We start from the raw sequence: 23,159 nt of genomic DNA, 5'->3' as shown, positions 1-23,159 counted from the left end.
AAAATAGTGTTTAATATCATGATTTAACAATCTTGAAATTTTAAACAGGTTGCACGACAAGCGGAACCGCTGAAGGGATAATTTTAGTTCGGTTTGGTATGAAAGATGAGAAATAAGACTAATCCTTATCAGTCTGCATTCACGACTGCTGGCAGGAGCACCTGGCAGAATAAGCGTAAGTTTGTCACAGTCAGTGAAGCAGAATTTTAACCATCGTAACGGGAGTTGCTATGAACAATGACAAGCTACAGGCTGAACCTCTTGTCTGGGGACAAGGTCCACAGGTGTTTGAGGTTTTTATCGAACCCACCTGCCCTTTCTCTGTACGCGCGTTTAACAAATTCGATGCGCTGTTAGAGCAGGTTGGTGAAGATAAAATGACACTCAAAATTCATCTTCAGTCGCAGCCCTGGCACATGTACTCTGGCGTAATCGTGCGCTACATCCTCGCGGCATCGGTAGAAAGCAAAGCGGCGGCTAAAGCGGTTCTGCAGGCCGTTGCCGATCATCGGGAAGCCTTTGAGTTTACAGACCATTGTCGTGGTCCAAACCGAGATGTTACGCCTAATCAGCTTCTCGCCAGACTCAGAGAGTACAGCGGCGTCGATGCTTATGCGGCATTCGACCGGCCTGATTTGCAAAACCTGATCAAATGGCACTGTAAATATGCCCGCCAGAACGGTATTCATGTTTCACCCACCTTTATGATTAATGGCCTGGTGCAGCCCGATATCGGCAGTGGTGATACGGTTGATGAGTGGGCAAAACGTATTCTGGCCTGACAGACTTGCTGCCCAAAAGCAGCCATTCAGGCCCTGCTGTAAAAGGACTTAATATGACGATGACACTTGAACAGATTAAAACGAAATACCCTGACGCGCTGGCCTGGTCGTTTGGCGATTCACCCGATCTGGCCAATGAACTGGCCACGTTGGTCCTTACCGGCAAAAAAATCGCCACCTGCAGTTCTCTGCAAGGCTGGTATGAAGATGACGTGAAACCGCAACCCGGCGGCTATAGCATCATCTTAAACGGCGCGGATAATCCGGTTTGCGTCATCAGGACGACGGGACTGTTTGTGACACGCTTCGATCGCGTTACGCCGGAGATGGCCATGATGGAAGGCGAAGGTGACCTGAGCCTTGAGTACTGGCAGCGTGAACATCAACGCTTTTTTCAGCGTAACGGGGGTTTCAGTGCTGAAATGGAACTGATATTTGAGACCTTTCAGCTTATTGAAGTCATCTGAATCAGCCGTTAATCCGCACGCTATCCGGATTAACGGCCTAAATCACGCAGTGCATACCAAAATCAGCCCTGCTCACTCAGTACAGGATCCAGTAGCGAAGTGCCATAGGAGTTATCCACGGTGCAGCGCCACTGGTTATCGCTTTCCAGGCGAAATACATAGGTGGCCCGGCGGGTGCTTTCTACGGACTGTCCCTGCCCATCGGGATAGCGCAGCACAGTTTCCATAATCACCAGCGCGGTGCCTGCGCCCTCAATGACCTCCATCCTGCCCTGCTCTACCACCAGCTGATGCTGAAAATAATTTGCAATCGCTTCAAAGGCGCGACGAATGGCTACGCGACCCGTAACGGTCATTCCGGGCTTCACAACCAGGCTGGCATCGGCAGCATAGTGTTTCATCAGGGCATCATAATTACCGGCTGATATCGCCCGGTCGCATAACCTGACAACCTCTAAAACGGGATGGTCATTCATCAGCTCTTCCTCACACATAGCGGGTGTGCTAAGTATATCGCCATCAATGTTAAAAAGGAGTTATGTATGTTTAGCCATATGGTTGTTGGTACGGATAATATTGAGCAAGCTAAAAAATTCTACGATGCTGTTTTTGCTGTGATCCGTTGCGAAGATCAGGGCATTGATGCCCTGGGTCGCCCTTTTTACGTTAAAAATCACCAGCGTTTTATTATCACTCAGCCCATTAATGGCCAGCCCGCGACCTTTGCCAACGGGGGTACCATTGGCTTTACCATGGCCTCCTCTGAAGACGTTTTCAACTGGTATCAAAAAGGTCTCGAAAACGGCGGCTCTTCGGCTGAAACACCGCCTCATGTCAGAGAAACGGATGGAAGATGCGTCGCCTATCTGCGGGATCCAACCGGCAATAAGCTGTGTGCTTTTTATAATCCGGCATAATTTTTTAACGAATTTGGTGTGCGCCTTGAAGCGCTCCCACAAGCCGGTGGCGGATGGAGATTAACCTGACAGGGTTTCTGCCTGCGCTTCTACCGATTGCCCTTTCTCCCGGCGCGAGTTTCACGCTGGCGATGAACAGCGCGCTTACGGCTGGCCGCAGGGGGCTGGTGAAAACGCTGCTTGGTACCGCGCTGGGTATTTATACGCATGCTTTGCTGATCGGTCTGGGCCTGTCGACAGCGCTGGTTGCGTCCCCCGCGCTGTTTGCCCTGTTAAAAATAGCTGGCGTACTTTACCTGTTCTGGCTGGGCGGCCTTTTATTTATCACTGGCGTCAGGACCACGGCATTCGTGCTGAAGACAACGGGTAGCGCAATTACCGTTAAAGGTGCGTGGCTGGCTAATGTCGCTAACCCCAAAGCTATCCTGTTTTACCTGACGGTGGTTTCACAGTTTGTTGGCGACAGGGCCGGTATTGATGCCTTTCTGACGCTGGCAACAGTGCACATTGTCGTGATGAGCCTGTGGTTAGCGCTCTTCAGCCAGGCGCTGGTCTTCTCGGCGCAAAAAATCAATCCTGTCGCGCTGAAACGCTACGTCAATATCGGTGGTGGATTACTGCTTATCGGCATTGTCGTACGCACTCTTATCGCCTGACAGGTCTTTCGCCACCGACTCTCATACTTAAACAAGGAATACGGGAAAAATGATGGCACCTGTTCAGCACTGGCATAACGGCGAGTATGCCGTTACGACGGATAAGTCGCAGATGGATATCGGGGCAATATACCGTTACCTCACCCGTTCAAGTTGGGCAGCGGGAATTGATTACGCCACGGTCGCGCGGTCAATTGAAAACAGCCTGAATTTTGGGCTTTTTCATCAGCAGCAGCAGATTGGCTTTGCGCGATTCATTACTGATTACGCGACCTTTGCGTACCTGTGCGATGTCTATGTACTTGAAGAATGCCAGGGCAAAGGACTGGGCGGATGGCTGATCGAATGCTGTCAGTCACATCCCGTGGTTAACACATTGCGCCGGCTGTTGCTCTTCACCTCAACCGCGCCCTGGTTATATCAAAAATTTGGCTACCAGCCGGTAAACAAACCCGACTATGCCTGGACAATCACCCGGCCCGATATTTATCAGGCCAACCGCGATGCCCAGACGTGATCAGCCGCCTGTATTACCGATCTGCAATAATCGCCAGCCGCTGGCAGCCACGTGCCTCCAGGGCCAACGCGACCTGAGCAGCACGCATGCCGCTGGCACAGACCAGAACAATGCGTTTATCCGCGGGCGGCTGCCAGCCGGCAATGTGCTGTGGCAATATCCGCTGTGCATACTGGCTGACACTGACAGGTGCTTCCTCTGTCCCCCGTAGATCCACCACACAGTCATCGGGGGTCAGCAAAGCAGGATCGATAAACGGGATGCCGGCCTTTTTGGGCTCAGGCGCATTATCGAACCGGAACTGACGCAGTTGCCATGAGACAAAATCACAGTTGATCATGCAGCCCAGTGGTGAGGGCGACAGGTGCAACAGAATGCTGAGCGCCATCTGCGCCTGTAAGGCGCCAAGGGTGGCAACCGCCGGGCCCAGCACGCCTGCGGTGTTACAGTTACCTGAGGCTTTGGGTAATTGTGGGAACAGTGCGCGATAGCTGGGCGCGCCGCCGCAAAAACTGCCTGCATAACCCTGTCGCCCCAGCACCGAAGCGCAAACCAGCGGTAGGTTACGGGCAAAGCAGCTGTCGGAAAGCAGATAAGTCACCGCGAAGTTATCCGCAGCGTCGATAACCAAATCAATATCCACCAGTGCTTCTTCAATACGACTTGCCTGTAACGCTACGGGATGTGCTTCAACCACCGTATCAGGATTACGCTGTGCCAGCGCACGTTGGGCGCAAAACACCTTCGGCTCGCCAATATCGGCAGTCGTAAATAGCGTCTGACGATGCAGGTTATGCAGCGCCACGACGTCGTCGTCATAGAGCCGGATATAACCGATGCCAGCGCCCGCCAGGAGCGGTAATAACGTGGAAGCCAGTCCACCCGCGCCAACCACTAAGACGCGGGCAGCGGACAAAGCCTGCTGCCCCTGCTCGCCCACTTCTGGCAGCATTGTCTGTCGTTGATAACGAGCCATATCTGCTCCTTAGCGAAATTGCGCCAGCCCGAAAACGGGCGTAGAGGCGGCAGCCATGTCGCGACGCTCCATCATGCCAGCCTGACGTGCCTGATATCCCGCTTCAATGGCGCGCGCAAATGCGCCAGCCATGCGAACCGGATCGCTGGATTTCGCCACGGCGGTATTCAACAGCACAGCATCAAACCCCAATTCCATCGCCTGAGCCGCCTGGCTCGGCGCACCGATCCCGGCATCAATAATCAGTGGAACGTCCTTAAACCAGGCACGCATCGTGCGTAATCCCTCGATATTGCGTAATCCCTGGCCTGAGCCGATAGGCGCCCCCCACGGCATCAGCACTTCACAGCCCGCGTCCAGCAGTTTCTCGCCCACAATCAGATCTTCTGTGGTGTAAGGGAAAACGTGGAAACCCTCTGCACACAAAATACGTGCTGCTTCGACGAGGGCAAAGGGATCGGGCTGTAAGGTATCGGCATGACCGATCACCTCAAGCTTGATCCAGGACGTGGCAAACAATTCCCGCGCCATATGCGCAGTCGTCACGGCTTCTTTCACCGTGTGGCAGCCTGCGGTATTGGGTAAAACGCGTTTATTTAAGGTTTTCAGGAGATCGCGAAAGGCTCCGCCCTGGCTTCCTTCACGACGCAGACTCACCGTAATAATCTCGGCGCCGGATGCGCCAACGGCCTGTTGCAGAATATCCGGCGAGGGATAACCTGCAGTACCCAGTAAAAAACGTGACTGTCCGCTAAAGTCATAAAACATCGTTAGCCTCCCTGCATCGGCGATAACACTTCAAGACGACAACCCGCCACAAGCGGCTCTGAGGAATAGCGCTCCCGGGGAACAAATTCGCCGTTCACGGCACTGGCGACACAGCCAGCATCGATATGTTGTTCCACGAGTAATTCAGCCAGCGTGCGGGCTTCGGTTTCAATAGCAAGGCCGTTCAGTTCTATTTTCATCGCACTCCCTCGGACGTCAGTTGTTGCATAAGCTTCTCGGCCATCATCGGGGCCAGCAGGAAGCCGTGACGGTACATGCCGTTAATAGAAAAAATGCCATTTTCGTAACGCACTTCGGGCAGATTGTGGCGGTAAGCCGGACGCATACCTGTGCCGCTTTCAATAATGCGTGCTTCGGCGAGGGCGGGATGGATGCTGTAGGCTGCGCTTAACAGTTCCATCATAGCGCGCGCGCTGATTGGGCTGTCATCCTGGCTTTCGACCATGGTCGCGCCCAGCATAAAATGCCCCTGTGCCCTGGGCACCAGATAACAGGGAAAACGCGGGTGCAGCAGGCGAACAGGACGGGAAAACGTTATTTCGTCGGTGTGGAGAATAACCATTTCACCGCGCACGGCACGCAATTCGGGTTGGGATTGCCGGGCATGAATACCCCGGCAATCGATAATTTTCCCGCTGGGTTTACCCGGGTGAAACCGGACCCCCGCATTCAGTAAACGCGTTTGTAATTGTTGCATTGCCAGCCGGGGATCAAGATGACCTTCTGCGGCAAAGAACAAGCCACGGGCAAAACGGTCTTCCAGCGCAGGTTCAATCTCTGCTGGCGTCACCCACTGATGTGATGAGGTCATGTTAGCGAAACGCGTTAACTCAGCACTGTCGCGCGGGGGCGCAATCACCAGGGTACCCTGCTGTTCCACGCCGCTGACCCGGGCCGACCACCATGCCGCAGCATACTGACCCCAGTCAACGACCTGCTGTGGCGCACTTTCCGCTTCGCACCAGGGCGCCAGCATACCGCCAGCCCAGTGCGATGCCGCGCGGCAGTCCGGTAAGGTAATGATTTCGACAGGTTCACCTTGCTCCGCCAGTAGCGTGGCGATACACAGTCCGGACACGCCGCTGCCGAGCACTGACCAGCGGCTCATTGCCAGCCAACCTGACAGGATAACATCAGAAACAGGATTTTCACTTTGGCCTCTCTGTTAACAGTCAGAGACCCGTGATACAAGAAGGGAAAAAGCATGAGCCCGGCAAAAGCAGACTCTGCGGCAAGTATCTGCCTGTGGCAAAGATACCCGTCTTCCTACGCCAGTATCAACTGGGTCAGGTTCTAAGGGTCGCTAAGCCGCGCATTGCGCTATTAGCCTCTCAGTCTCTTTGGCGAGACTCCCCTGACGGGTTCTAGTTTTATTTTAAGCCGCGCCTTACGTCAAGGCTGATGCAGCAATTTGTCGTTAGCGACTAAGGCACATTCAGGTAACGCAGCAGAGCGGTCATACAGGCTGCGCCCAAAATGATGACGATCAGCGGCGCCCTGCGCCAGGCGAGAAAAATGGCAAACGACACGCCCAGCAGCCTTGCCATCCCGGCAAAATGCTGACCTTCGAACAACGTGGTGGTGGCTGCAACGGCCAGTAACAGTACCGTGGCCGCATCGGATAACACATTTTGCGTGCGCTCACTGACAGGCAACCGGTTACCCAGTTTGACGCCCGCATAACGAATGGCATAGGTTCCGGCAGCCAGCAAGGCAATGCCTGCAATTATCATCGGATGATTCATTTACGCGATCTCCACGTAAGCAGCCCTAACAACGAAAACAGAACAGGCATCCCTGCTGGAACAAATGGCGTGACCGCCAGCGACAGCACGGCGCCGGTAGCAGCAGGAATGCGGGTTCGGGGTTTGCGTAACGCCGGGAAGATGAGTGCGATAAGAATGGCGGGAAAAACCGCATCCAGACCGATAACGGAAATATTCGGGATAAACTGGCCAATCGCGGCCCCGAGCATGACGGTGAACGGCCAGATCAATCCGATACCGATGCCGCACAGCCAAAACGCACTGCGGCGTTGAGCCAGCTGCGGCTGAGAGATGCCGAACACCACACTTTCATCGTTCATAATGTGACAGCCGAGCGCCCCCCGCCAGCCTCTGCCCACTAAGTCTTTAACCGCAATGCCAAAGGGAAGATGGCGGGCGTTGACCAGCAAACCTGCCGCGGCAGCGGTTAACGGACTGCCACCGCCGGCAACGATGCCAATAAATAAGAATTCCGATGCGCCAGCCAGCACCAGCGTTGATAACGCCAGCGGTACCCAAAACGGAAAGCCATCAGCAGTGGCGAGCGACCCGTAAGACAGGCCGACAATGCCATCTGCGATACAGACCAGAAAAATTGCTTTTATAACGCCTTTATCCAGCGTGAATTTTTTTGCCAGCATCAACATCGAATCCCATAACGAACGATAAATCCATTATAATGGACATCGGATATGTATTACAAGACGAACGATACGTTCATTTTAACGAACAGGAAAAGTGATGAGCACGCCCATTGATATCATTGCCCGAGGTTTAGTAAGAGAACGCCAGCGTGCCGGCCTGACGCTGGCTGAAGTTGCTCGCCGGGCGGGGATTGCAAAATCGACCCTGTCTCAGCTTGAAGCCGGTAACGGCAATCCGGGTATTGAGACGTTGTGGTCGCTGTGTGTCGCGCTCAATATTCCATTTGCACGCCTGATGGAGCCGGAAACGAACCGGTTACAGGTTATTCGCCGCGGAGAAGGCCCCACGGTGGCTGCTGAGCAGGCTGATTACAAAGCCGTCTTACTGGCAACCTGTCCACCGGGCGCACGACGGGATATCTATCTGCTGCACATACAGCCCGGCAGCGAACGCTGCTCACAGCCGCATTCACCGAATACCATCGAACATTTAATTTTGACGCAAGGGCGCGCAGAGGTTGGGCCGGTTGATTCACCCGTTGAGCTTGAGGTAGGCGATTACATCAGCTACCCGGGCGACACTGAGCATATTTTTCGTGCGCTTGAGCCAGATACGCTGGCTGTGCTGGTCATGGAGCATGTGTGAAGGCAGGTTTCCCTGCCTTCGGTTAAATACAGACTTCCTGGGCTATTGCGGCGCTCTGGCTGAGGGAGGCCAGTGAGATAACACGATGCGCGCTTTTCTCCAGTAAAGCGAGATCGTGGCTGACCAGCAAAATGGCGCAGCGTTGCTGTGTTGCCAGTTCGCTAATCAACGCCAGCGTCTGCTGCTGAACGACAGGATCCAGGCGCGACGTCGGCTCATCCGCGAATAAAAACACAGGGTCCAGTAACATCACCCTGAGCAGTGAAAAGCGCTGAAGCTCGCCGCCTGACAAACCTGAAGCCGGACGGTTCAGCAACGCGTGCGCTAATCCCAGTTGTGCCATCAGTTCATCACGTCGTTTCACCGTGGCGTGGTGCAGCCGCAGAACATCATCGATAACCCTGGCCATCGCGATGTCAGGTGGAAATATGGCTGAGGGATCCTGATAAAGTTTTTGGTAACGTAACCTACTGGCAGCCCCTGGACGCACGACCTTGCCCGCATCGGGCGTTATCAAACCGCATAGCGTATCCCCCAGGCTACTTTTACCGCAGCCGCTTTCGCCGTAAAGCCCCACGATTTCGCCAGCCCGGAAGATTAGCGAGGCATTGTGAAATAGTTGCTTCCCTGACCGTTTCAGAGAAAGGCCCTCTGTCTGTAACACGATGGTTTCATCACAGGGTACTCGCGAGCCTGGCGCCCAGGCCTCAGGATCGGCCGCCAACAGCAGTTGGGTGTAAGGCGCTTGTGGACGGTATAACACCTGCCCGGCGCTGCCCTGCTCAACGACTTTGCCTTTATGCATCACCATGACCTCACCACCTAACTGCCGGGCCAGTGCAATGTCGTGCGTGATCGTCAGCAAGGTTTCACCCTGAGCCACCGCCGTATTTAACAGGTTACCCATTTCATCCCGCCGCGCGACGTCCAGCCCTTTAGTCGGCTCGTCTGCAATCAGCAGCGTCGCGCCCCCCGCGCGAGCAGCCGCGAAGCAAACCCGCTGGGCCATTCCCCCTGAAAGCTGCCAGGGAAAACGCGCAGAGGCATGCGCAAGCCCCAGTTGGTCGAGTGCCTGTGCCGCGGCCTGTTGTGCATCCCTCCTGGCTAAGCCCCGCACGTACCGGTAACCTTCCGCGACCTGAGCGCTGACACGCATTGTTGGATCGAGCGCCAGCCCGGGTTCCTGGGGCAAAGACGCGATGCGATGCCCCCACTGAGCGCGAAGACGGGCCAGATCGGTTTGGAGATCATAACGTTGTCCGTCAATCTCAACCGTGCCTGTGGCACGGAGTCCTTCTGGTAACGCCCCCATGATGGCCTGGGCGAACAGACTTTTTCCCGATCCGGTTTCGCCCACCAGCGTCATGGGTTTGCCCGGCTGAATGACCATGCTCACGGGCTCGACGATGCAGTCTTCGGCGTAAACGGCGACCTGTTTAATTACTATGCCCGTCATATCCGATCCTTATTCACTAATAAATTCATGCCAGTCAGTAACAAAAAAAGCACCAGCACGGGCTGGAGTAGAAGCCAGGGCGCTTCCCAGGCATAGGGAAAAAGTTCTGTCATCATCAGCCCCAGTTCTGGTGTCGGTGGGCGAACCCCCACGCTGATGAATCCCAATGCGGACACCGCCATAACGGCACTGCTAAACGCATAGACCGTTAACGTCAGCAACAAGGGCGCCATGGCTGGCCATAAGTGTCTGCGAAACAGATAGCGTATCGAGAAACCAAGCAGTGAAGAGGACTGGACGGCGGGAGACGTAACAACGGGTCGCAGGGTGGCTCGCGTCACGCGAAAAAACTCGACCCACAGCACCAGTGAAATCCCCAGCCACAACATTTCTGGCGAGTCAGGTGAGATAGCCGCTAACAACAGCACCAGCAGCAGACCGGGAAGCGCAAGGCACATATCCGCTAATGCGTTGCACACCTTGTCCACCCAACCGCCGCGCCAGGCACTCATGATCCCCGCCAGCGTGCCCATTATCAGTGCCGTGATAACGCATATCGCTGCCAGGCCCAGTGATAACCTGAGTGCCGCACTCAACCGGGCCAGCATTGAGCGGCCAAGATGGTCATAGCCCAACCAGGCCTGCCCAGAGGGAAGCTGTAACATCTGCAACAGGTCCTGCTGCACAGGATCCCCAGCCCCGAATAACGGCACCAGCCAGGCAAACGCGAGCAACGCCAGAATAATTGCCAGACCTGTTTTTTGACGAAAGGTCATATGCGTTTCCCCCTTGGATCCAACACATAGCACAAACCATCGACCAGCATGTTCAGGGTGACAAACGTCAGCCCCAGTACCATTGCGCTGGCCTGTATCACGGGCACGTCCCGGGCAAAAATCGCATGGACCAGCGCATGGCCAATGCCTGGCCAGGCAAACAGCGTTTCCACCACCACCACGCCTTCCACCAGCCAGACGAACTGCATGCCGAGCCAGGTCACGACCGAAACGCTGAGATTACGCAGGGCGTGACGCCAGAAAAGACGCGGTTGAGAGAGACCCTTTTGTGCCCCCCAGCGATACCAGCTGGCCGTTACAGCCTGGAATGTCGCCTCACGTACGACCCGAGCGCCCACGGCACTTAGCGGCAGCGCCAGCGTCACTGACGGCAGGATGAAATGTCGCCAGTTCCCCTGCCCGGCACTGGGCAGCCAGTCCAGACGCAGCGCAAACAAAACGATAAGCAGCAGGCCAAGAGCAAAATGCGGAACCGATTTGAGAATGGCGGCAGCGCCGTTAATGGCCCGGTCCAGGAAACGGCCGGGATGACAGCCTGCCCAAATCCCGAGTGGAATAATCAGCAGCAGGGTCAGTAACAGAGAAAAGCCGGCAAGGGCGAACGTTTGTTTCAATTGCCAGACCAGTTCGCCACTGACAGGCTCACCCGATACCAGTGAACGGCCAAAGTTGAAGCGCAGCAGATCCCACATCCACTGCCCCAGCGCACTTCCCTGGGCGGTCATATCCGCCAGTTGCTGTTTTACCTGGGCTACCGCTGCCAGATCGACCCTATCATAACCATAACGTCCCGATGCGATACGCCAGGCCATATCACCCGGTAATGCCTGTACCAGAACAAACGTTAAGATCCCGACCGCGAGAATGACGAAGGCGGCCTGGCAAAGGCGCCAGCTGAGTTGTTTAAGCATCATTTCACCCATTGCATATCACGCAGGCCAAAATGGCGTTCAAACGGATCCAGCGTGACCGAGGTGAGGCTGGCATTAACTGCCGCCGACTGCTGATACCAGGCGATGGGAATAACCGGCAAATCGCGCTGGAAAGCCGTAGTAATGACCTCTCTGGCCTTTTGTCGCACCGCAGGATCATGACTCTGCGATAACGTACCGAGCGCCTCGTTAAAGGCCTTGTCGTGCCAGTTCATTGCTCCCCAGTCACCGCCTTGAGGGCCGTAATCCTGAAGCAGCGTACCGGTGGGATCGGGCGTTAAGGCAAAATTACGGGCGAACAGCGCCATCTGCAGGCTCCCGTCGTGATGACGAGCGGGGATTTCACTGGAGTTAGTTGAATTAATGACGACATCGATTCCAATCTGACGCAGCTGCTGTTGGATTACCATCGCGATGAGCGGCAATTCAGGACGGTCCGGATAGGTCAGCAGCGTGAGCGTAAAACGCTGTCCATTACGGATCAGTATCCCATCCTGACCGGCTTGCCAGCCTGACTGCGTAAGCAATGCTGCTGCACGCTGTGGTGAGTAATCCAGCGTGGGCAATGCCGGATTGTGCCACTCGGCCATCGAAGGCGGGAACATCTGTGTCGCCGCCCCCGGATAGCGCAAAACCGCATTAGCAAGCGCACTCCGGTTAATCGCCAGGCTTAACGCCTCGCGCGTGGTGTGGTCGCTGAGAAAGGGATGTGCCAGATTCAGTTTGAGCATCACCGTTCGTGGAACGGAAACGGTAAGCAGCTGCAGAGATTTTTTATGTGACAGGCGCTGCCGACTGGCGGCATCAAGGTTAAAAACATAATCGGCGTCTCCGCTTTCAGCCAGCAGTGCGCGTGTTTCAGCGCGTCCCGCAGATAAAAATTCAGCGCCAGCGATGGCCGGTTTTCCCCCCCAGTAACCCTCAAATCGCTTTACGCTCAGCGCCTGAGGCGGCTGGAAACTTACCAGCTGAAACGGACCGCTGCCAATGATCCGCGTGACAGCGTTCGTGCTATCCCATGATGCCAGCGCCAGAATTTGTGAACGACTTTCTGCCAGCACCGCCAGTAGCGGTGTAAAAGGTTCACTGAGTGTGATGGTGACCTGTCGATCTTCACCCACAATCGACGTTATCGGTGCCTTATCCAGCAAGCCCGGCTTACCGCGGGCGATGTTAAGTGATTTCACCACGCTTTCAGCAGTAACAGGGGAACCGTCGTGAAAATGGGCGCCTGGACGCAGTGTAAAGCGCCATTGCAGACCATCCGGAGAAGCCTGCCAGCTCTCTGCCAGCGCTGGAACAGGGGCTCCTTTAGCATCCGTCTCCACCAGCGTTTCCACCACATCCATGCGGAGTAAAATATCACCCGAAAGAGCGGGATCGGCACCCTTAATTTCAAATGGGGCGGCAATACGGACCGGTTTTGTTTCGGCAGCACCGGCACTCAAGGAGGCAAATAACAGGCACGCAAGCGTGCTGTGAAGGAGGTGCTTAAGTTGTTTCATAATATGTCTTTTAACCACATAATGTTACCCAGAAATATTATGTTATAACATATCAACCCAAAGCAAAACCCATCTGAACATGTCGAGTCGAAAACGGGATAGTCACTCAGCAGTTTCACGATCCTGTGTTTTGCTATTCCTGACAAACAGTGTTGAAAATCACCGCCATTTTGTTATGTTATAACATATTAAATGACACTGATTTTAAGGATCTCTCATGGCGCTTCATTCCTTACCGGACTCACCCGATCCCCGCTTGCCTGTTTCTGTACTGTCAGGATTTCTCGGTGCAGGTAAAACGACACTGCTAAATCACATTCTTAATAATCGCGAGGGTCGACGCATTGCAGTGATTGTTAACGATATGTCTGAAGTCAACATCGATGCGGCGTTGGTGCGTAATGGCGGAGCTGAACTCTCTCGTACCGACGAAAAGCTGGTGGAAATGAGCAATGGCTGCATATGCTGCACCCTTCGTGAAGACCTGTTACTGGAGGTCAAACGGCTGGCGCAGGAAGGCCGCTTTGATCATCTTGTCATAGAATCGACCGGCATCTCTGAGCCGCTTCCGGTTGCAGAAACCTTCACCTTCGCCGATGAGGACGGGGAGAGTTTATCCACTATTGCGCGGTTAGATACCATGGTCACCGTCGTAGATGGGTATAACTTCCTTCAGGATTACCGTTCGGTCGACTCGCTTCAGGCACGAGGAGAATCTCTTGGGGCAGAAGATGAGCGATCTGTCGTCGATCTTCTGGTCGATCAAATCGAATTCTGTGATGTGCTGGTGGTTAATAAGACTGACCTCATCACGGAGGATGAGCAACGGACGCTTAAAGCGATGTTACATTCGCTGAATCCACGAGCGCGTATCATCACCAGCCACTTTGGTAACGTTCCCCTTGATCAGGTACTGGATACCGGTCTGTTTGACTTTGATCAGGCTGCACAGGCACCGGGTTGGCTGAAAGAGCTGCGCGGCGAGCATCAGCCTGAAACAGAAGAGTATGGTATTCGCAGTTTTGTTTACCGTGCCAGGCGCCCTTTTCATCCAGAACGTTTCTGGCATGCTGTTAACCACCAGCTTGATGGCGTCATTCGCTCGAAAGGCTATTTCTGGCTGGCCAGCCGCCCGGAATATGCGGCGATGTGGTCACAGGCCGGCGCGGTCGCACAGCATGGTTATGCCGGGAGCTGGTGGGCCAGCATTCCGCGGGACAAATGGCCCAGAGACAGCGAGTCTCTGAATTTTATTGCTGAGAACTGGCTGGATGGGATTGGCGATGCCCGACAGGAACTGGTTTTTATCGGCATTGAAATGGATGAAGATCAGGTGCGCAGCGCGCTTGACGCTGCGCTGTTAACGCCGCTTGAAATGGCTCAGGGCCCCGAATACTGGGTAACGCTTCCGGATCCCATGCCGGGCTGGTTTGGTGATGCTGATTCCTGATCGTTATATCCTGATTGCATCCTCTGACTCGCAATAGAAAACCCGTTTGTCTGTTCTGCATGAAGGCTGAAAGTGATAAGAAAAAGGCGCATTGTCATGCGCCTGTTTTATTGTTGTTGTCGCCAGAAGCCAGAACGTGGATTACCGACGGTTTTTCCAAATCGTCTGCACATTACAGAACTCATGCACACCAAAATGTGACAGTTCGCGGCCATAGCCACTCTTTTTCACACCACCAATGGTGACGCGCGGATCTGAAGCGCCATTGCCATTAATAAACACAGCGCCCACTTCCAGCTCTTCGCTCATCCGGGCAGCCATATGCTCATCGCCTGTCCAGACGGTCGCGCTCAGCCCAAAGTCGCTGTTATTGGCGATTTCCAGAGCGTGCTCCGCATCCCGGGCCACGGCAATCGCCGCTACCGGACCAAACAGCTCTTGCCGGAAGGCGGTCATTTCGCTGGTGACGTCTGAAAGGATGGTGGGGGCGTAATAGTTGCCCTGCCCTGCTATTTTCTCACCGCCTAACACCAACCGGGCACCCTCACGCAGGCTGGCTTGTACCTGCTGATCCAGCTCATCACGCAGATCGGCGCGGGCCATTGGTCCGATATAGGTGTCCTCATTCAAAGGATCGCCGATTTTAAGCGCTTTGACAGCCTCTACAAAACGGGCCTCAAATGCCTCTGCGATGGATGCCTCAATGATGAACCGTTTAGCCGCCATACAGACCTGTCCGGTATTCTGATAACGGCCTGTCACCGCAGATTTCACCGCTTCATCGAGGTCTGCATCAGCCAGCACGATGAAAGGATCTGATCCGCCCAATTCCAGCACGGTCTTTTTCAACGCTGCGCCCGCCTGTGCTGCGATCGCTGCACCTGCCCGAACACTGCCTGTTACTGCGACTGCAGCAATACGATCATCTTTGATAGCGGTTGAGACACCTTCGTTATCAACGTTAATCAGATTAAAACCGCCCTTTGGCAGGTCGGTTGCATCAAATAACTCAGCCATCAGCGTTGCGCTTCCCATGACGTTGGGCGCGTGTTTAAGCAGATAGGTGTTACCCGCCAGCAGCATGCCTACGGCGCCGCGCAGAACCTGCCAGAAGGGGAAATTCCACGGCATGACGGCCAGTATTACGCCTATTGGGCGAAAGGACTGCCACGCATCAGGTACCTGTGATGGCTGGTCTTCCAGCATCGCAGGTCCAAATTCTGCATACCAGTCACACAGATTGGCGCATTTCAGGATCTCCGCTCTCGCCTGCGCCACGGGTTTACCCATCTCTAAGGTAATCATGCGTGTCAGTTCAGGCTCGCGTTCACGAAGCTGATGACCGAGCTGGCGAAGCACCGTTACGCGTGATGCCATGCTGCTTTTTCGCCATTTTTTAAACGCAGCCGCGCTGGTGCTTAATGCCTGTTCCAGTTCAGCTGTGTTCTGCATGGGATAGCTGGCGAGAATGTCGCCCGTGGTTGGATTACGTGACACGGCAAAGTCAGTCATGGTTTCGATCCTTTTCAATAAGTGATGTTGTCACCATACGCCGGGATAATGCTGATGAAAAATGAATAATGCTGAGCAAGTTGTTTATAAAAAATGAAGTGCTAGCTTTATCACGCCAGGTTTCGCTCAGGCGAACACGACGAGCAGCACGTAACTATTTTGGCAGAACGGATCCGGACAGACGGCTGAATAATGTGAATGCCATATGTGTTTCATGCAAGTTATCCACTTATACAGTGAATAGTTCCTATATAACGATCATAAAGAGATCCCTTATAGATCCAAAGAGATCCCCGATCGTCGCAGGCCGCACCACACAAGGGCTGAGAGGGTGTTTGCATTCACTGTAATCAGTAAAGTATTCACTGTAATCAGTACTTTATTCACTATACACAGTAGAATGTTCACTATAATCAGTGCTAATGTTCACTGTAATCAGAAAACGATCCTTTTCATCCACAGAATGAAGATCTTATCCAATGGCAGATAAAGATAGTGAAAACAAAGCGTTACTAGAGCCTTTTCTGTCTGTGACCAAAAACAGTGGTGAAGTTATTCAGCTTCATCCCAACAAAAATAATACCGTTCAGCCCGTGGCCTTAATGCGTCTGGGACTCTTTGTTCCCACGCTTAAATCCACAGCGCGGGGCATTTCTGGTGCTATGGCTTCAACCGATGCCACCAAAGAGCTTAAAAACCTCTCTCTGGTTAAAGCGGAAGGTTATGAAAAGATTACCATCACCGGTGCCAGACTGGATATGGATAATGACTTTAAGACCTGGGCCGGTATTATTCAGTCTTTTTCCCGTTACCCTACACAGGGTGATACGGTAACCCTGCCTTTTATTGATTTCGTGAAGATGTGCGGTATTCCCTCCGCCAACTCCTCTGCCGCATTGCGTAAGCGACTCGACGCTTCGTTACGCCGTATTGCGACGAACACTCTCTCTTTTGAAGGTAACGGTAAGGCCTATCATACGCATCTGGTACAGTCAGCTTATTACGATCGTGAAAAAGACATTGTCCGCATACAGGCTGATCCCAAGCTCTTTGAGCTGTATAACTTCGACCACAAGGTTTTACTGCAGCTGAGGGCTATCTCCCGCCTTAAGCGTAAAGAATCGGCTCAGGCGCTTTATACGTTCCTGGAGAGCCTGCCGACCAACCCTGCGCCTATCTCTCTTGCCCGCTTACGTATGCGGCTCAATCTTGGCTCAAAGATTACCACACAGAATCACGTGGTACGGCGCGCGATGGAACAGCTTAAAGAGATTGGCTACCTTGATTACTCTGAAGTCAAACGAGGCCGCTCCGTATTTTTCATCATTCACAGCAGAACACCGAAACTCGATGGTATCAGTAACCTGGAAGGAATCGATACGCTCGATGACATCGATTTTGAAGACTGAGCCCAACGTTCACTGTAATCAGTACTCCTCGCGTTGCAGTGTCACTTTTGCCAAAAAGTGACACGTATGCCTATCACTTTCGTCTGAATTCTCCAGGCAGTTGGCTGGCCATTCACTGTAATCAGTCGTGTTCACTGTAATCAGTAGAAGTGAGCTGGTCCATATCTCTACTTTCGCCGTCCCTTTTTTAAGTGCATTTTTATCAATAGCTTATAAGTTAGCTTGCACTTACTAACCTTTTTTAGAACACCTCTCTCCGTGCGTTTAAACCGCTTTTACTGATTACAGTGAATGTCGGCTCGAAAGCAAACCTCCGCGTCGTCATACTGTTTATAGTGAATTTACTGAGCTTTGTTATTTACAGAATACAGTGAATGTTAGAGTTAACCCATTGTTTAATAGTGTCTTTTTTTACCTCTGTTTTGCTGGCTATTTGCCCTGCCTTTCCTGTTCCAATTGGGTGCTTTTCCGCTTAAAAAAAAGTGACAGGGTTAAGCCAGTGCTGATTACAGTGAATGATGTGTGCCGTTTGGGATGAAGCTTCAGCATTTGTCACGAAGTCAGCTGACTACAGTGAACACTTAGCTCATTACAGTGAATGTTGAGATACTGGCAGGTTAAATGAAAATCACGTTTGCTGATTATAGTGAACATCCCATCTGACGCGGCCAGGTTCCGTTTGCAGCCAACCGAATTCCTTTCCTTCTTTTACTGATTACAGTGAATGTTTTACTGACTACAGTGAATCCCCTCTCACCCGTAAGCCCGCCCATGATGAGACGTGGCCTGATTCTGGTCACTGACCCGCGGGTCAGAACTTACGAAGTATACTGATTACAGTGAATGCTCTGACCATGCTGGGGCTGGTGAAAGTAGATTGAGTTGTTTAGCATTCAACCCCGTATGAGGTGTTTGGCTGGATGCGTATTTACTGATTACAGTGAATGTTTGAAACTCAGTCCCATAGCCGTTCTGCGTTTACGTTAGAGTCTGGCTGTGGGAAAGGCCAGCCTGATGACTCCTCGTAAAGGGGCCATCAAAATGAAAGCGGAAGGTTACTGACTACAGTGAATGCCTAAAGTTACCCATAACTTTTACTGATTACAGTGAATATACTGAGCGCTGTACTTGCTGATTATAGTGAATCCTCTGTCGGCGCCCTATGTAATGACTCCCCTTTTCTTTCGTTGAAAAACGGGATATGACACCCTGCCAGTTGCCAGTTGCCAGTTGCCAGTTGCCAGTTGCCAGTTGCCAGTTGCCAGTTGCCAGTTGCCAGTTGCCAGTTGCCAGTTGCCAGTTGCCAGTTGCCAGTTGCCAGTTGCCAGTTGCCAGTTGCCAGTCCGTTCAACTCAGTACCCTTTTGTCTACCGGCTTCACAGCAGGGCTACACATCGGCCTGAACTCATGATGCACCCATCCCTCGTTTTACTGATTACAGTGAATCTTTTGCTGACTATAGTGAATCTTTCAGTTTAGCGATCTTACAGCTGCCAACCGGCATGAATCTGTGCTCCAGATATGCGGTTAAATCAGCATATTGGCCTGGCCCTCCTGCTTACGGGTAACACGTATTGGAACTGAATTGATCTCCATCAGGTCTGCAAAAATTCGAATGCATTCATTCACTGATTACAGTGAACGTTCGACACTGTTATTGATGCCTTTTCTTACCAGCTTTTACAGGAGATAGAATTTGTCAGCCTTATCGTGTGCTGGATCAAGCGTCAAGGTTAAGGCTGTGAAGATGAATGGGCGGTATTTCATGTGCGCGAGCTCGAGATGTGTCCCGCTCATCACAGTGAATTGTGCGAACAAAGTCACAGAAATCAGGAGTCCTACATTTAACACAGTATTGCGTTGATATGATAACTTGTTGCCTTGTGTGCAGGATTTAGGTATAAATTCATAAATCCTACATATTTGGAGTAAGTATGGCTAACGATGATAGTCAGGTCATGAAAGTTGCTCAGCGTTCCGAACGCATGTTATTGAGCCTTACTGAACAAATTCAGGCACAAAAGCTTGAGTTGCAGGAAAACAGCTACTACCAAATTTATGCCAAGGCGGCTCTGGCTAAACTGCCAAAACTGACCCGCGCCAGCGTTGATTATGCCGTAAACGAAATGGAAGAGAGTGGTTATCAGTTCGATAAGCGCGCTGCCGGTAGCTCGGTGAAGTACGCCATGTCCATTCAGAACATTATTGATATCTATCATCATCGCGGCGTGCCGAAATATCGCGATCGTCACACTGAAGCCTTTACTTTATTTGTGGGGAATCTTAAAGGCGGCGTTTCCAAGACGGTTTCTACTGTTTCTCTGGCTCACGCTCTTCGGGCTCACCCTCACCTTTTATATGAAGACCTGCGCATCCTTGTGATTGATCTCGACCCACAGTCTTCTGCCACGATGTTTTTGAATCACGAGCGTTCTGTCGGGCTCGTGGAGGCGACTGCCGCTCAGGCGATGCTACAAAACGTCACACGGGATGAGCTGGTAAGTGAATTTATCGTTTCATCCATTATTCCCGGTGTGGACGTATTACCTGCATCAATAGATGACGCATTTATTGCATCAAGTTGGGATCAGCTGTGTGCCACTCATTTGCCAGGGCAAAACATTCATTCGGTGTTATACGATAATGTCGTGTCTAAGCTTAAAAAAGATTACGACTTCATCTTCATCGACAGTGGCCCACATCTGGATGCATTTTTAAAGAATGCGATCGCCGCATCCGACCTCCTGATGACTCCAGTCCCACCGGCACAGGTTGATTTCCACTCTACCCTCAAATACCTGACTCGTTTACCAGAGCTGATTGGCATTATTGAAGAGTCGGGAGCCGTATGCCGTCTCCAGGGCAATATCGGGTTTATGTCAAAACTCTCTAACAAAGCAGACCATAAACTTTGCCACAGCCTTGCTAAAGAAATTTTCGGCGGCGACATGCTGGACGCAACCCTGCCCCGTCTGGATGGTTTTGAGCGTTGCGGTGAGTCGTTTGACACGGTTATATCGGCTAATCCGTCAACCTATGTAGGTAGCAGTGAGGCGCTGAAAAACGCCCGTTCTGCCGCCGAAGACTTCGCTAAAGCGGTTTTTGACCGCATTGAATTTATCCGCCTGAACTGAGGTTTTTATGAGTGCGAAAAGAATAACGATCGGCAGAACCTTCAGCCAGACACCGTTAAACACAGAAAAACTCTCTGATAACCCTTCGCAGACGTTTGTTCTTGCCACAGGAAAACGTGCCGTATTCCGTTTTGAACACATTCCTGCGAATGAGATAGAAAGCAAAACCTTTGTGACCATGGAAACGAATGGTCGCGATCAGTCTGGTCTTACGCCTGACTCACTGCGGGATATTATCCGCACGATTAAGCTTCAGCAGTTTTTCCCTGCCATTGGTGTGATGCAGGGCGAACGTATAGAGATACTGGACGGCTCACGACGTCGCGCGGCAGCACTTTATTGTAAAACCGGTCTGGATATTCTTGTGACCAATGCGGTCATCACTCCGGATGAGGCACGCAGGCTTGCGCAGGATATTCAGACGGCTCGTGAGCATAATTTGCGTGAAGTCGGGATGCGATTACTGGCGCTCAAAGACGGCGGCTTATCCCAAAAAGAGATTGCTGAAAATCAGGGCCTTTCGCAAGCCAAGGTCACCCGTGCTTTACAAGCTGCCAGCGTTCCCGCTGATTTGATCTCTCTTTTTCCTAATCAGTCAGAGCTGACTTATCCTGATTATAAAGCCTTGCTTCAGGCTGCGGATAAACTGAGTGAGACCGGGCAAACCGTCGAGGCATTGATAAACGCTATCTCGGCTGAAATCGATGTTGTCAGGGCTCGTGATGGTTTGGCTGAGGACGAGTTAAAAAACACGATTCTGAGGTTGATTCGTCAGGGCAGCCAGACGCTTGTTAAAGAACCTGAGAAAGATAAAACCACAGCGGTGGCTCTCTGGTCCTTTGCTGATAAGGATCGATTTGCGCGCAAAAAAACGCGAGGAAGAATGTTTAGCTATGAGTTTAACCGCCAGTCGAAAGAACTCCAGGACGAGCTTGATAAGGTCATTGCTGAGACATTAAAGAAGTATATGACCCGATGAAACATATCAAACCAGGCAAAATGATTGTCTGGTTTTTTATTCCCTCATATTTCCTTTATCCCTGTAATATTCGATATCGCTATAGCGAATTTCAGGCTGAAATCGCCAAATAAATAGCCTGAGATTTATCTCTAAGATACTGTTTTTTAAATTTTTTAATTTAATTTCCCAAAATGAAATTCGCTATATTTCCCGCCTGCCGCCTGCCGCCTGCCGCCTGCCGCCTGCCGCCTGTGGTTTTAATGTGGTTGTCTGCCTCGGTGCTAAAGGATTTTTGATTCGACTGACCTGCTCCCCGTTGCTGGCCACAACATGATGTTATAACAACGCGAGGACATCCCAATGAAGACAGATTTTGTACGAACAGATCATCAGTATCGCTTGCATAGCCGAGGCTGGCACTTCCTCCCATAAGCATATTATTTCTGACACAAACTTTTGCGCCTGGCGTAAGACATTTAATGGCTTTGCTCTCCCTGAAGTAAAACGCCTGAAGAAGAGAGAGCCCGTCTCAGGAAGTGACTTGCAGAAGTGATGCCTGAGTGAAGATGCATTACAGGTGGTTGAGCCGATAATACTGACGACAGATCGCAAGCGGGAAGCGGTTGCAGTGAGGTGTGAAGTGATGAGTCTGTCACGACCTCGTGCGTGCACGTATGCTGATTTGTTCCTGTCGACTTGCTGCCATGAGAAGCAGCCTCCGGTGGCTGATGCGCATTTTTCAGGGCGCTCGATTGCGCTGCCATCCGAGCGACGGCGTTTCGGTTAGCGCCGTATAGCGGGAAACTACGGCAACGAGAAGGCCTGCATGTTAATCACAAGTACTTGTGATGCCTTTACCCTCTCAGCGGCCCGGGTGTTAATTGCAGGCGAGGTCGTAGAGTACGGGTTACAGAACGCCTTCCTCTGCTCCGTCTTGCTGCTCCTGGTCTGTCGTGGTCACCGTATTTCGTCATGGACGCACAGGCATCCTGACGCAGAATAAAGTGTTATATCTGCGTTGATGATTTTACCAATGAATACCTGTCAGTTTCTCTTACCTCAGGTATATCTGGCATGCAGGTCACACGTATTCTGGACAGTATTGTGCTATTTCATGGCTATCCGGTAACGTTAAGACCAGACTCTGCACCAGCGTTTACCTGGCGGGCACTGAACCAGTGGACCTTTGCGCATGGCGTTAAGCTTCGGCTTATTCAGCCGGGCGATCAAATACCTATGGGGTTATCGAAAGCTTAAATGGTAGTTTTCTAAAGGCGTGTCAGATTAAGCCCGGGTTAAGCGAAAGTGTTCACCCAAAAAAAACATTAACGACTGGCGGAAGGACTATAAGCGTTTCAGCCTCATTCCTGAGTGATTTATCTGACGTCAGCGAGGTTAGCAGTGGGCTGGCAAAATGCTAACAGAGAAGGTAACCCAACCGACATGGCTAACGGTCTATTGTGCTCAATGCTGTGGGGGCAAATCACGTCGATGATTTTTATTGGATGCAGTCTGCGCGATATTTACACAAACAGAGACGGATACAGCAATTTTTCGACGGCATCTCAATTAGCGGTGTTGCTGTGATTGCAATAAGAGATTTAGCAGTGTGTGGATTATCGGTGTCAGGGCGAAAGAGACGCTTTTTTCAACCCTATCTTCATGAAAAATATTGTTTTTATGATGGCGATTTCAGCCTGAAATTCAGTCAGCGATAAAAAGTAATCCCTCGGTTTCTGAGAGAAGTCAATGCGTCAGGGTTTTGCTTTGTTATTTTTTTGAAGACGAACGTCCCGGTCAAACTCTGGTTAAATTGATATACAGAAAATATCCCTTAGTTATC

General features: G+C 52.0%; 23 protein-coding genes, 1 pseudogene and 1 riboswitch. Of the genes and pseudogenes, 11 read left to right on the top strand and 13 right to left on the bottom strand.

Annotated elements, in window-relative coordinates; translation table 11 throughout:
* Window positions 1–230: 230 nt before the first annotated feature.
* Entirely contained in the window at window positions 231–782 is a 552-nt protein-coding gene (locus tag P9J57_RS21195; protein ID WP_014598224.1) for a DsbA family protein, read from the top strand.
* Window positions 783–835: 53 nt separating this feature from the next.
* Window positions 836–1,249, top strand: coding sequence for an ASCH domain-containing protein (locus tag P9J57_RS21190; protein ID WP_019105889.1), 414 nt, complete (start codon window positions 836–838; stop codon window positions 1,247–1,249).
* A gap of 62 nt (window positions 1,250–1,311) precedes the next feature.
* Here P9J57_RS21190 and P9J57_RS21185 read toward each other — a convergent pair whose 3' ends face one another.
* Entirely contained in the window at window positions 1,312–1,725 is a 414-nt protein-coding gene (locus P9J57_RS21185) for a YybH family protein (protein WP_014333262.1), read from the bottom strand.
* 66 nt (window positions 1,726–1,791) lie between these two features.
* Between P9J57_RS21185 and P9J57_RS21180 the strand changes: the two genes are divergently transcribed.
* Genes P9J57_RS21180 through P9J57_RS21170 form a run of 3 tightly spaced genes read left to right on the top strand, consistent with a single transcriptional unit; the run spans window position 1,792 to window position 3,339 of the window.
* On the top strand, window positions 1,792–2,166 hold the full coding sequence (locus P9J57_RS21180) for a VOC family protein (RefSeq protein ID WP_019105888.1): 375 nt from the start codon (window positions 1,792–1,794) through the stop codon (window positions 2,164–2,166).
* A 53-nt stretch (window positions 2,167–2,219) separates the two neighbouring features.
* Entirely contained in the window at window positions 2,220–2,822 is a 603-nt protein-coding gene (locus P9J57_RS21175; protein WP_019105887.1) for a LysE family translocator, read from the top strand.
* Between the two features lie 49 nt (window positions 2,823–2,871).
* Window positions 2,872–3,339 (top strand): GNAT family N-acetyltransferase, encoded by a 468-nt coding sequence (locus P9J57_RS21170; RefSeq protein ID WP_207806233.1) that lies wholly within the window; start codon window positions 2,872–2,874, stop codon window positions 3,337–3,339.
* A 13-nt stretch (window positions 3,340–3,352) separates the two neighbouring features.
* On the opposite strand, the gene P9J57_RS21165 is transcribed toward P9J57_RS21170, so the two are convergent.
* The 6 genes from P9J57_RS21165 to P9J57_RS21140 form a co-directional block, all read right to left on the bottom strand.
* Entirely contained in the window at window positions 3,353–4,315 is a 963-nt protein-coding gene (locus tag P9J57_RS21165; RefSeq protein ID WP_014333265.1) for a HesA/MoeB/ThiF family protein, read from the bottom strand.
* A gap of 9 nt (window positions 4,316–4,324) precedes the next feature.
* Window positions 4,325–5,083 carry a thiazole synthase gene (locus P9J57_RS21160; protein WP_013028007.1) on the bottom strand — a complete coding sequence of 253 codons (759 nt, stop codon included), beginning with the start codon at window positions 5,081–5,083 and terminating at the stop codon, window positions 4,325–4,327.
* Window positions 5,084–5,085: 2 nt separating this feature from the next.
* On the bottom strand, window positions 5,086–5,283 hold the full coding sequence (thiS, locus tag P9J57_RS21155) for a sulfur carrier protein ThiS (protein ID WP_013028008.1): 198 nt from the start codon (window positions 5,281–5,283) through the stop codon (window positions 5,086–5,088).
* Window positions 5,280–6,212: an FAD-dependent oxidoreductase gene (locus P9J57_RS21150; protein WP_028716065.1), complete on the bottom strand. Its 933-nt coding sequence runs from the start codon at window positions 6,210–6,212 to the stop codon at window positions 5,280–5,282. Before P9J57_RS21150 ends, thiS begins: the two co-directional genes overlap by 4 nt.
* 138 nt (window positions 6,213–6,350) lie before the next feature.
* Window positions 6,351–6,470, bottom strand: a riboswitch (TPP riboswitch).
* A gap of 58 nt (window positions 6,471–6,528) precedes the next feature.
* Window positions 6,529–6,849 (bottom strand): AzlD domain-containing protein, encoded by a 321-nt coding sequence (locus tag P9J57_RS21145; protein ID WP_013028010.1) that lies wholly within the window; start codon window positions 6,847–6,849, stop codon window positions 6,529–6,531.
* Window positions 6,846–7,517, bottom strand: coding sequence for an AzlC family ABC transporter permease (locus P9J57_RS21140; RefSeq protein ID WP_013028011.1), 672 nt, complete (start codon window positions 7,515–7,517; stop codon window positions 6,846–6,848). Before P9J57_RS21140 ends, P9J57_RS21145 begins: the two co-directional genes overlap by 4 nt.
* Window positions 7,518–7,611: 94 nt before the next feature.
* Between P9J57_RS21140 and P9J57_RS21135 the strand changes: the two genes are divergently transcribed.
* Window positions 7,612–8,160, top strand: a complete 549-nt coding sequence (locus P9J57_RS21135) for a helix-turn-helix domain-containing protein (RefSeq protein WP_014604694.1) — start codon at window positions 7,612–7,614, stop codon at window positions 8,158–8,160.
* Between the two features lie 22 nt (window positions 8,161–8,182).
* Here P9J57_RS21135 and P9J57_RS21130 read toward each other — a convergent pair whose 3' ends face one another.
* The 4 genes from P9J57_RS21130 to P9J57_RS21115 are packed head-to-tail and all read right to left on the bottom strand — an operon-like array spanning window position 8,183 to window position 12,850.
* Complete coding sequence (locus tag P9J57_RS21130) at window positions 8,183–9,616, bottom strand: ABC transporter ATP-binding protein (RefSeq protein ID WP_028716064.1); 1,434 nt, start codon at window positions 9,614–9,616, stop codon at window positions 8,183–8,185.
* Window positions 9,613–10,392, bottom strand: coding sequence for an ABC transporter permease (locus P9J57_RS21125; RefSeq protein ID WP_022622827.1), 780 nt, complete (start codon window positions 10,390–10,392; stop codon window positions 9,613–9,615). The genes P9J57_RS21130 and P9J57_RS21125 overlap by 4 nt, the downstream gene beginning before the upstream one ends.
* Window positions 10,389–11,324 (bottom strand): ABC transporter permease, encoded by a 936-nt coding sequence (locus tag P9J57_RS21120; protein WP_072404682.1) that lies wholly within the window; start codon window positions 11,322–11,324, stop codon window positions 10,389–10,391. Before P9J57_RS21120 ends, P9J57_RS21125 begins: the two co-directional genes overlap by 4 nt.
* Window positions 11,324–12,850: an ABC transporter substrate-binding protein gene (locus tag P9J57_RS21115; RefSeq protein ID WP_028716062.1), complete on the bottom strand. Its 1,527-nt coding sequence runs from the start codon at window positions 12,848–12,850 to the stop codon at window positions 11,324–11,326. The genes P9J57_RS21120 and P9J57_RS21115 overlap by 1 nt, the downstream gene beginning before the upstream one ends.
* A 217-nt stretch (window positions 12,851–13,067) precedes the next feature.
* On the opposite strand from P9J57_RS21115, the gene zigA reads away from it, so the two are divergent.
* Complete coding sequence (gene zigA, locus P9J57_RS21110) at window positions 13,068–14,300, top strand: zinc metallochaperone GTPase ZigA (RefSeq protein ID WP_013028017.1); 1,233 nt, start codon at window positions 13,068–13,070, stop codon at window positions 14,298–14,300.
* A gap of 141 nt (window positions 14,301–14,441) precedes the next feature.
* Here the strand turns inward: zigA and P9J57_RS21105 are convergent, their stop codons facing one another.
* Complete coding sequence (locus P9J57_RS21105; RefSeq protein WP_116197827.1) at window positions 14,442–15,812, bottom strand: aldehyde dehydrogenase family protein; 1,371 nt, start codon at window positions 15,810–15,812, stop codon at window positions 14,442–14,444.
* Between the two features lie 479 nt (window positions 15,813–16,291).
* On the opposite strand from P9J57_RS21105, the gene P9J57_RS21100 reads away from it, so the two are divergent.
* Window positions 16,292–17,221, top strand: coding sequence for a RepB family plasmid replication initiator protein (locus tag P9J57_RS21100; RefSeq protein ID WP_013028019.1), 930 nt, complete (start codon window positions 16,292–16,294; stop codon window positions 17,219–17,221).
* Window positions 17,222–18,356: 1,135 nt separating this feature from the next.
* Here P9J57_RS21100 and P9J57_RS21095 read toward each other — a convergent pair.
* On the bottom strand, window positions 18,357–18,572 hold the full coding sequence (locus tag P9J57_RS21095; protein WP_483279553.1) for a hypothetical protein: 216 nt from the start codon (window positions 18,570–18,572) through the stop codon (window positions 18,357–18,359).
* A gap of 583 nt (window positions 18,573–19,155) precedes the next feature.
* Here P9J57_RS21095 and P9J57_RS21090 point away from each other — a divergent pair.
* The 3 genes and pseudogenes from P9J57_RS21090 to P9J57_RS21080 all read left to right on the top strand — a co-directional run.
* Window positions 19,156–20,355 carry an AAA family ATPase gene (locus P9J57_RS21090; protein ID WP_013028020.1) on the top strand — a complete coding sequence of 400 codons (1,200 nt, stop codon included), beginning with the start codon at window positions 19,156–19,158 and terminating at the stop codon, window positions 20,353–20,355.
* Between the two features lie 7 nt (window positions 20,356–20,362).
* Window positions 20,363–21,334 (top strand): ParB family protein, encoded by a 972-nt coding sequence (locus P9J57_RS21085; RefSeq protein WP_207806235.1) that lies wholly within the window; start codon window positions 20,363–20,365, stop codon window positions 21,332–21,334.
* A 352-nt stretch (window positions 21,335–21,686) separates the two neighbouring features.
* Window positions 21,687–22,768: pseudogene (locus tag P9J57_RS21080) on the top strand (DDE-type integrase/transposase/recombinase); the annotation flags it as partial.
* Window positions 22,769–23,159: the final 391 nt, after the last annotated feature.

It is taken from the genome of Pantoea sp. nfd-35 (assembly GCF_056892255.1).
The sequence above is the reverse complement of the archived record's forward strand: the minus strand, read 5'-3'. Positions and strand labels throughout refer to the sequence as shown.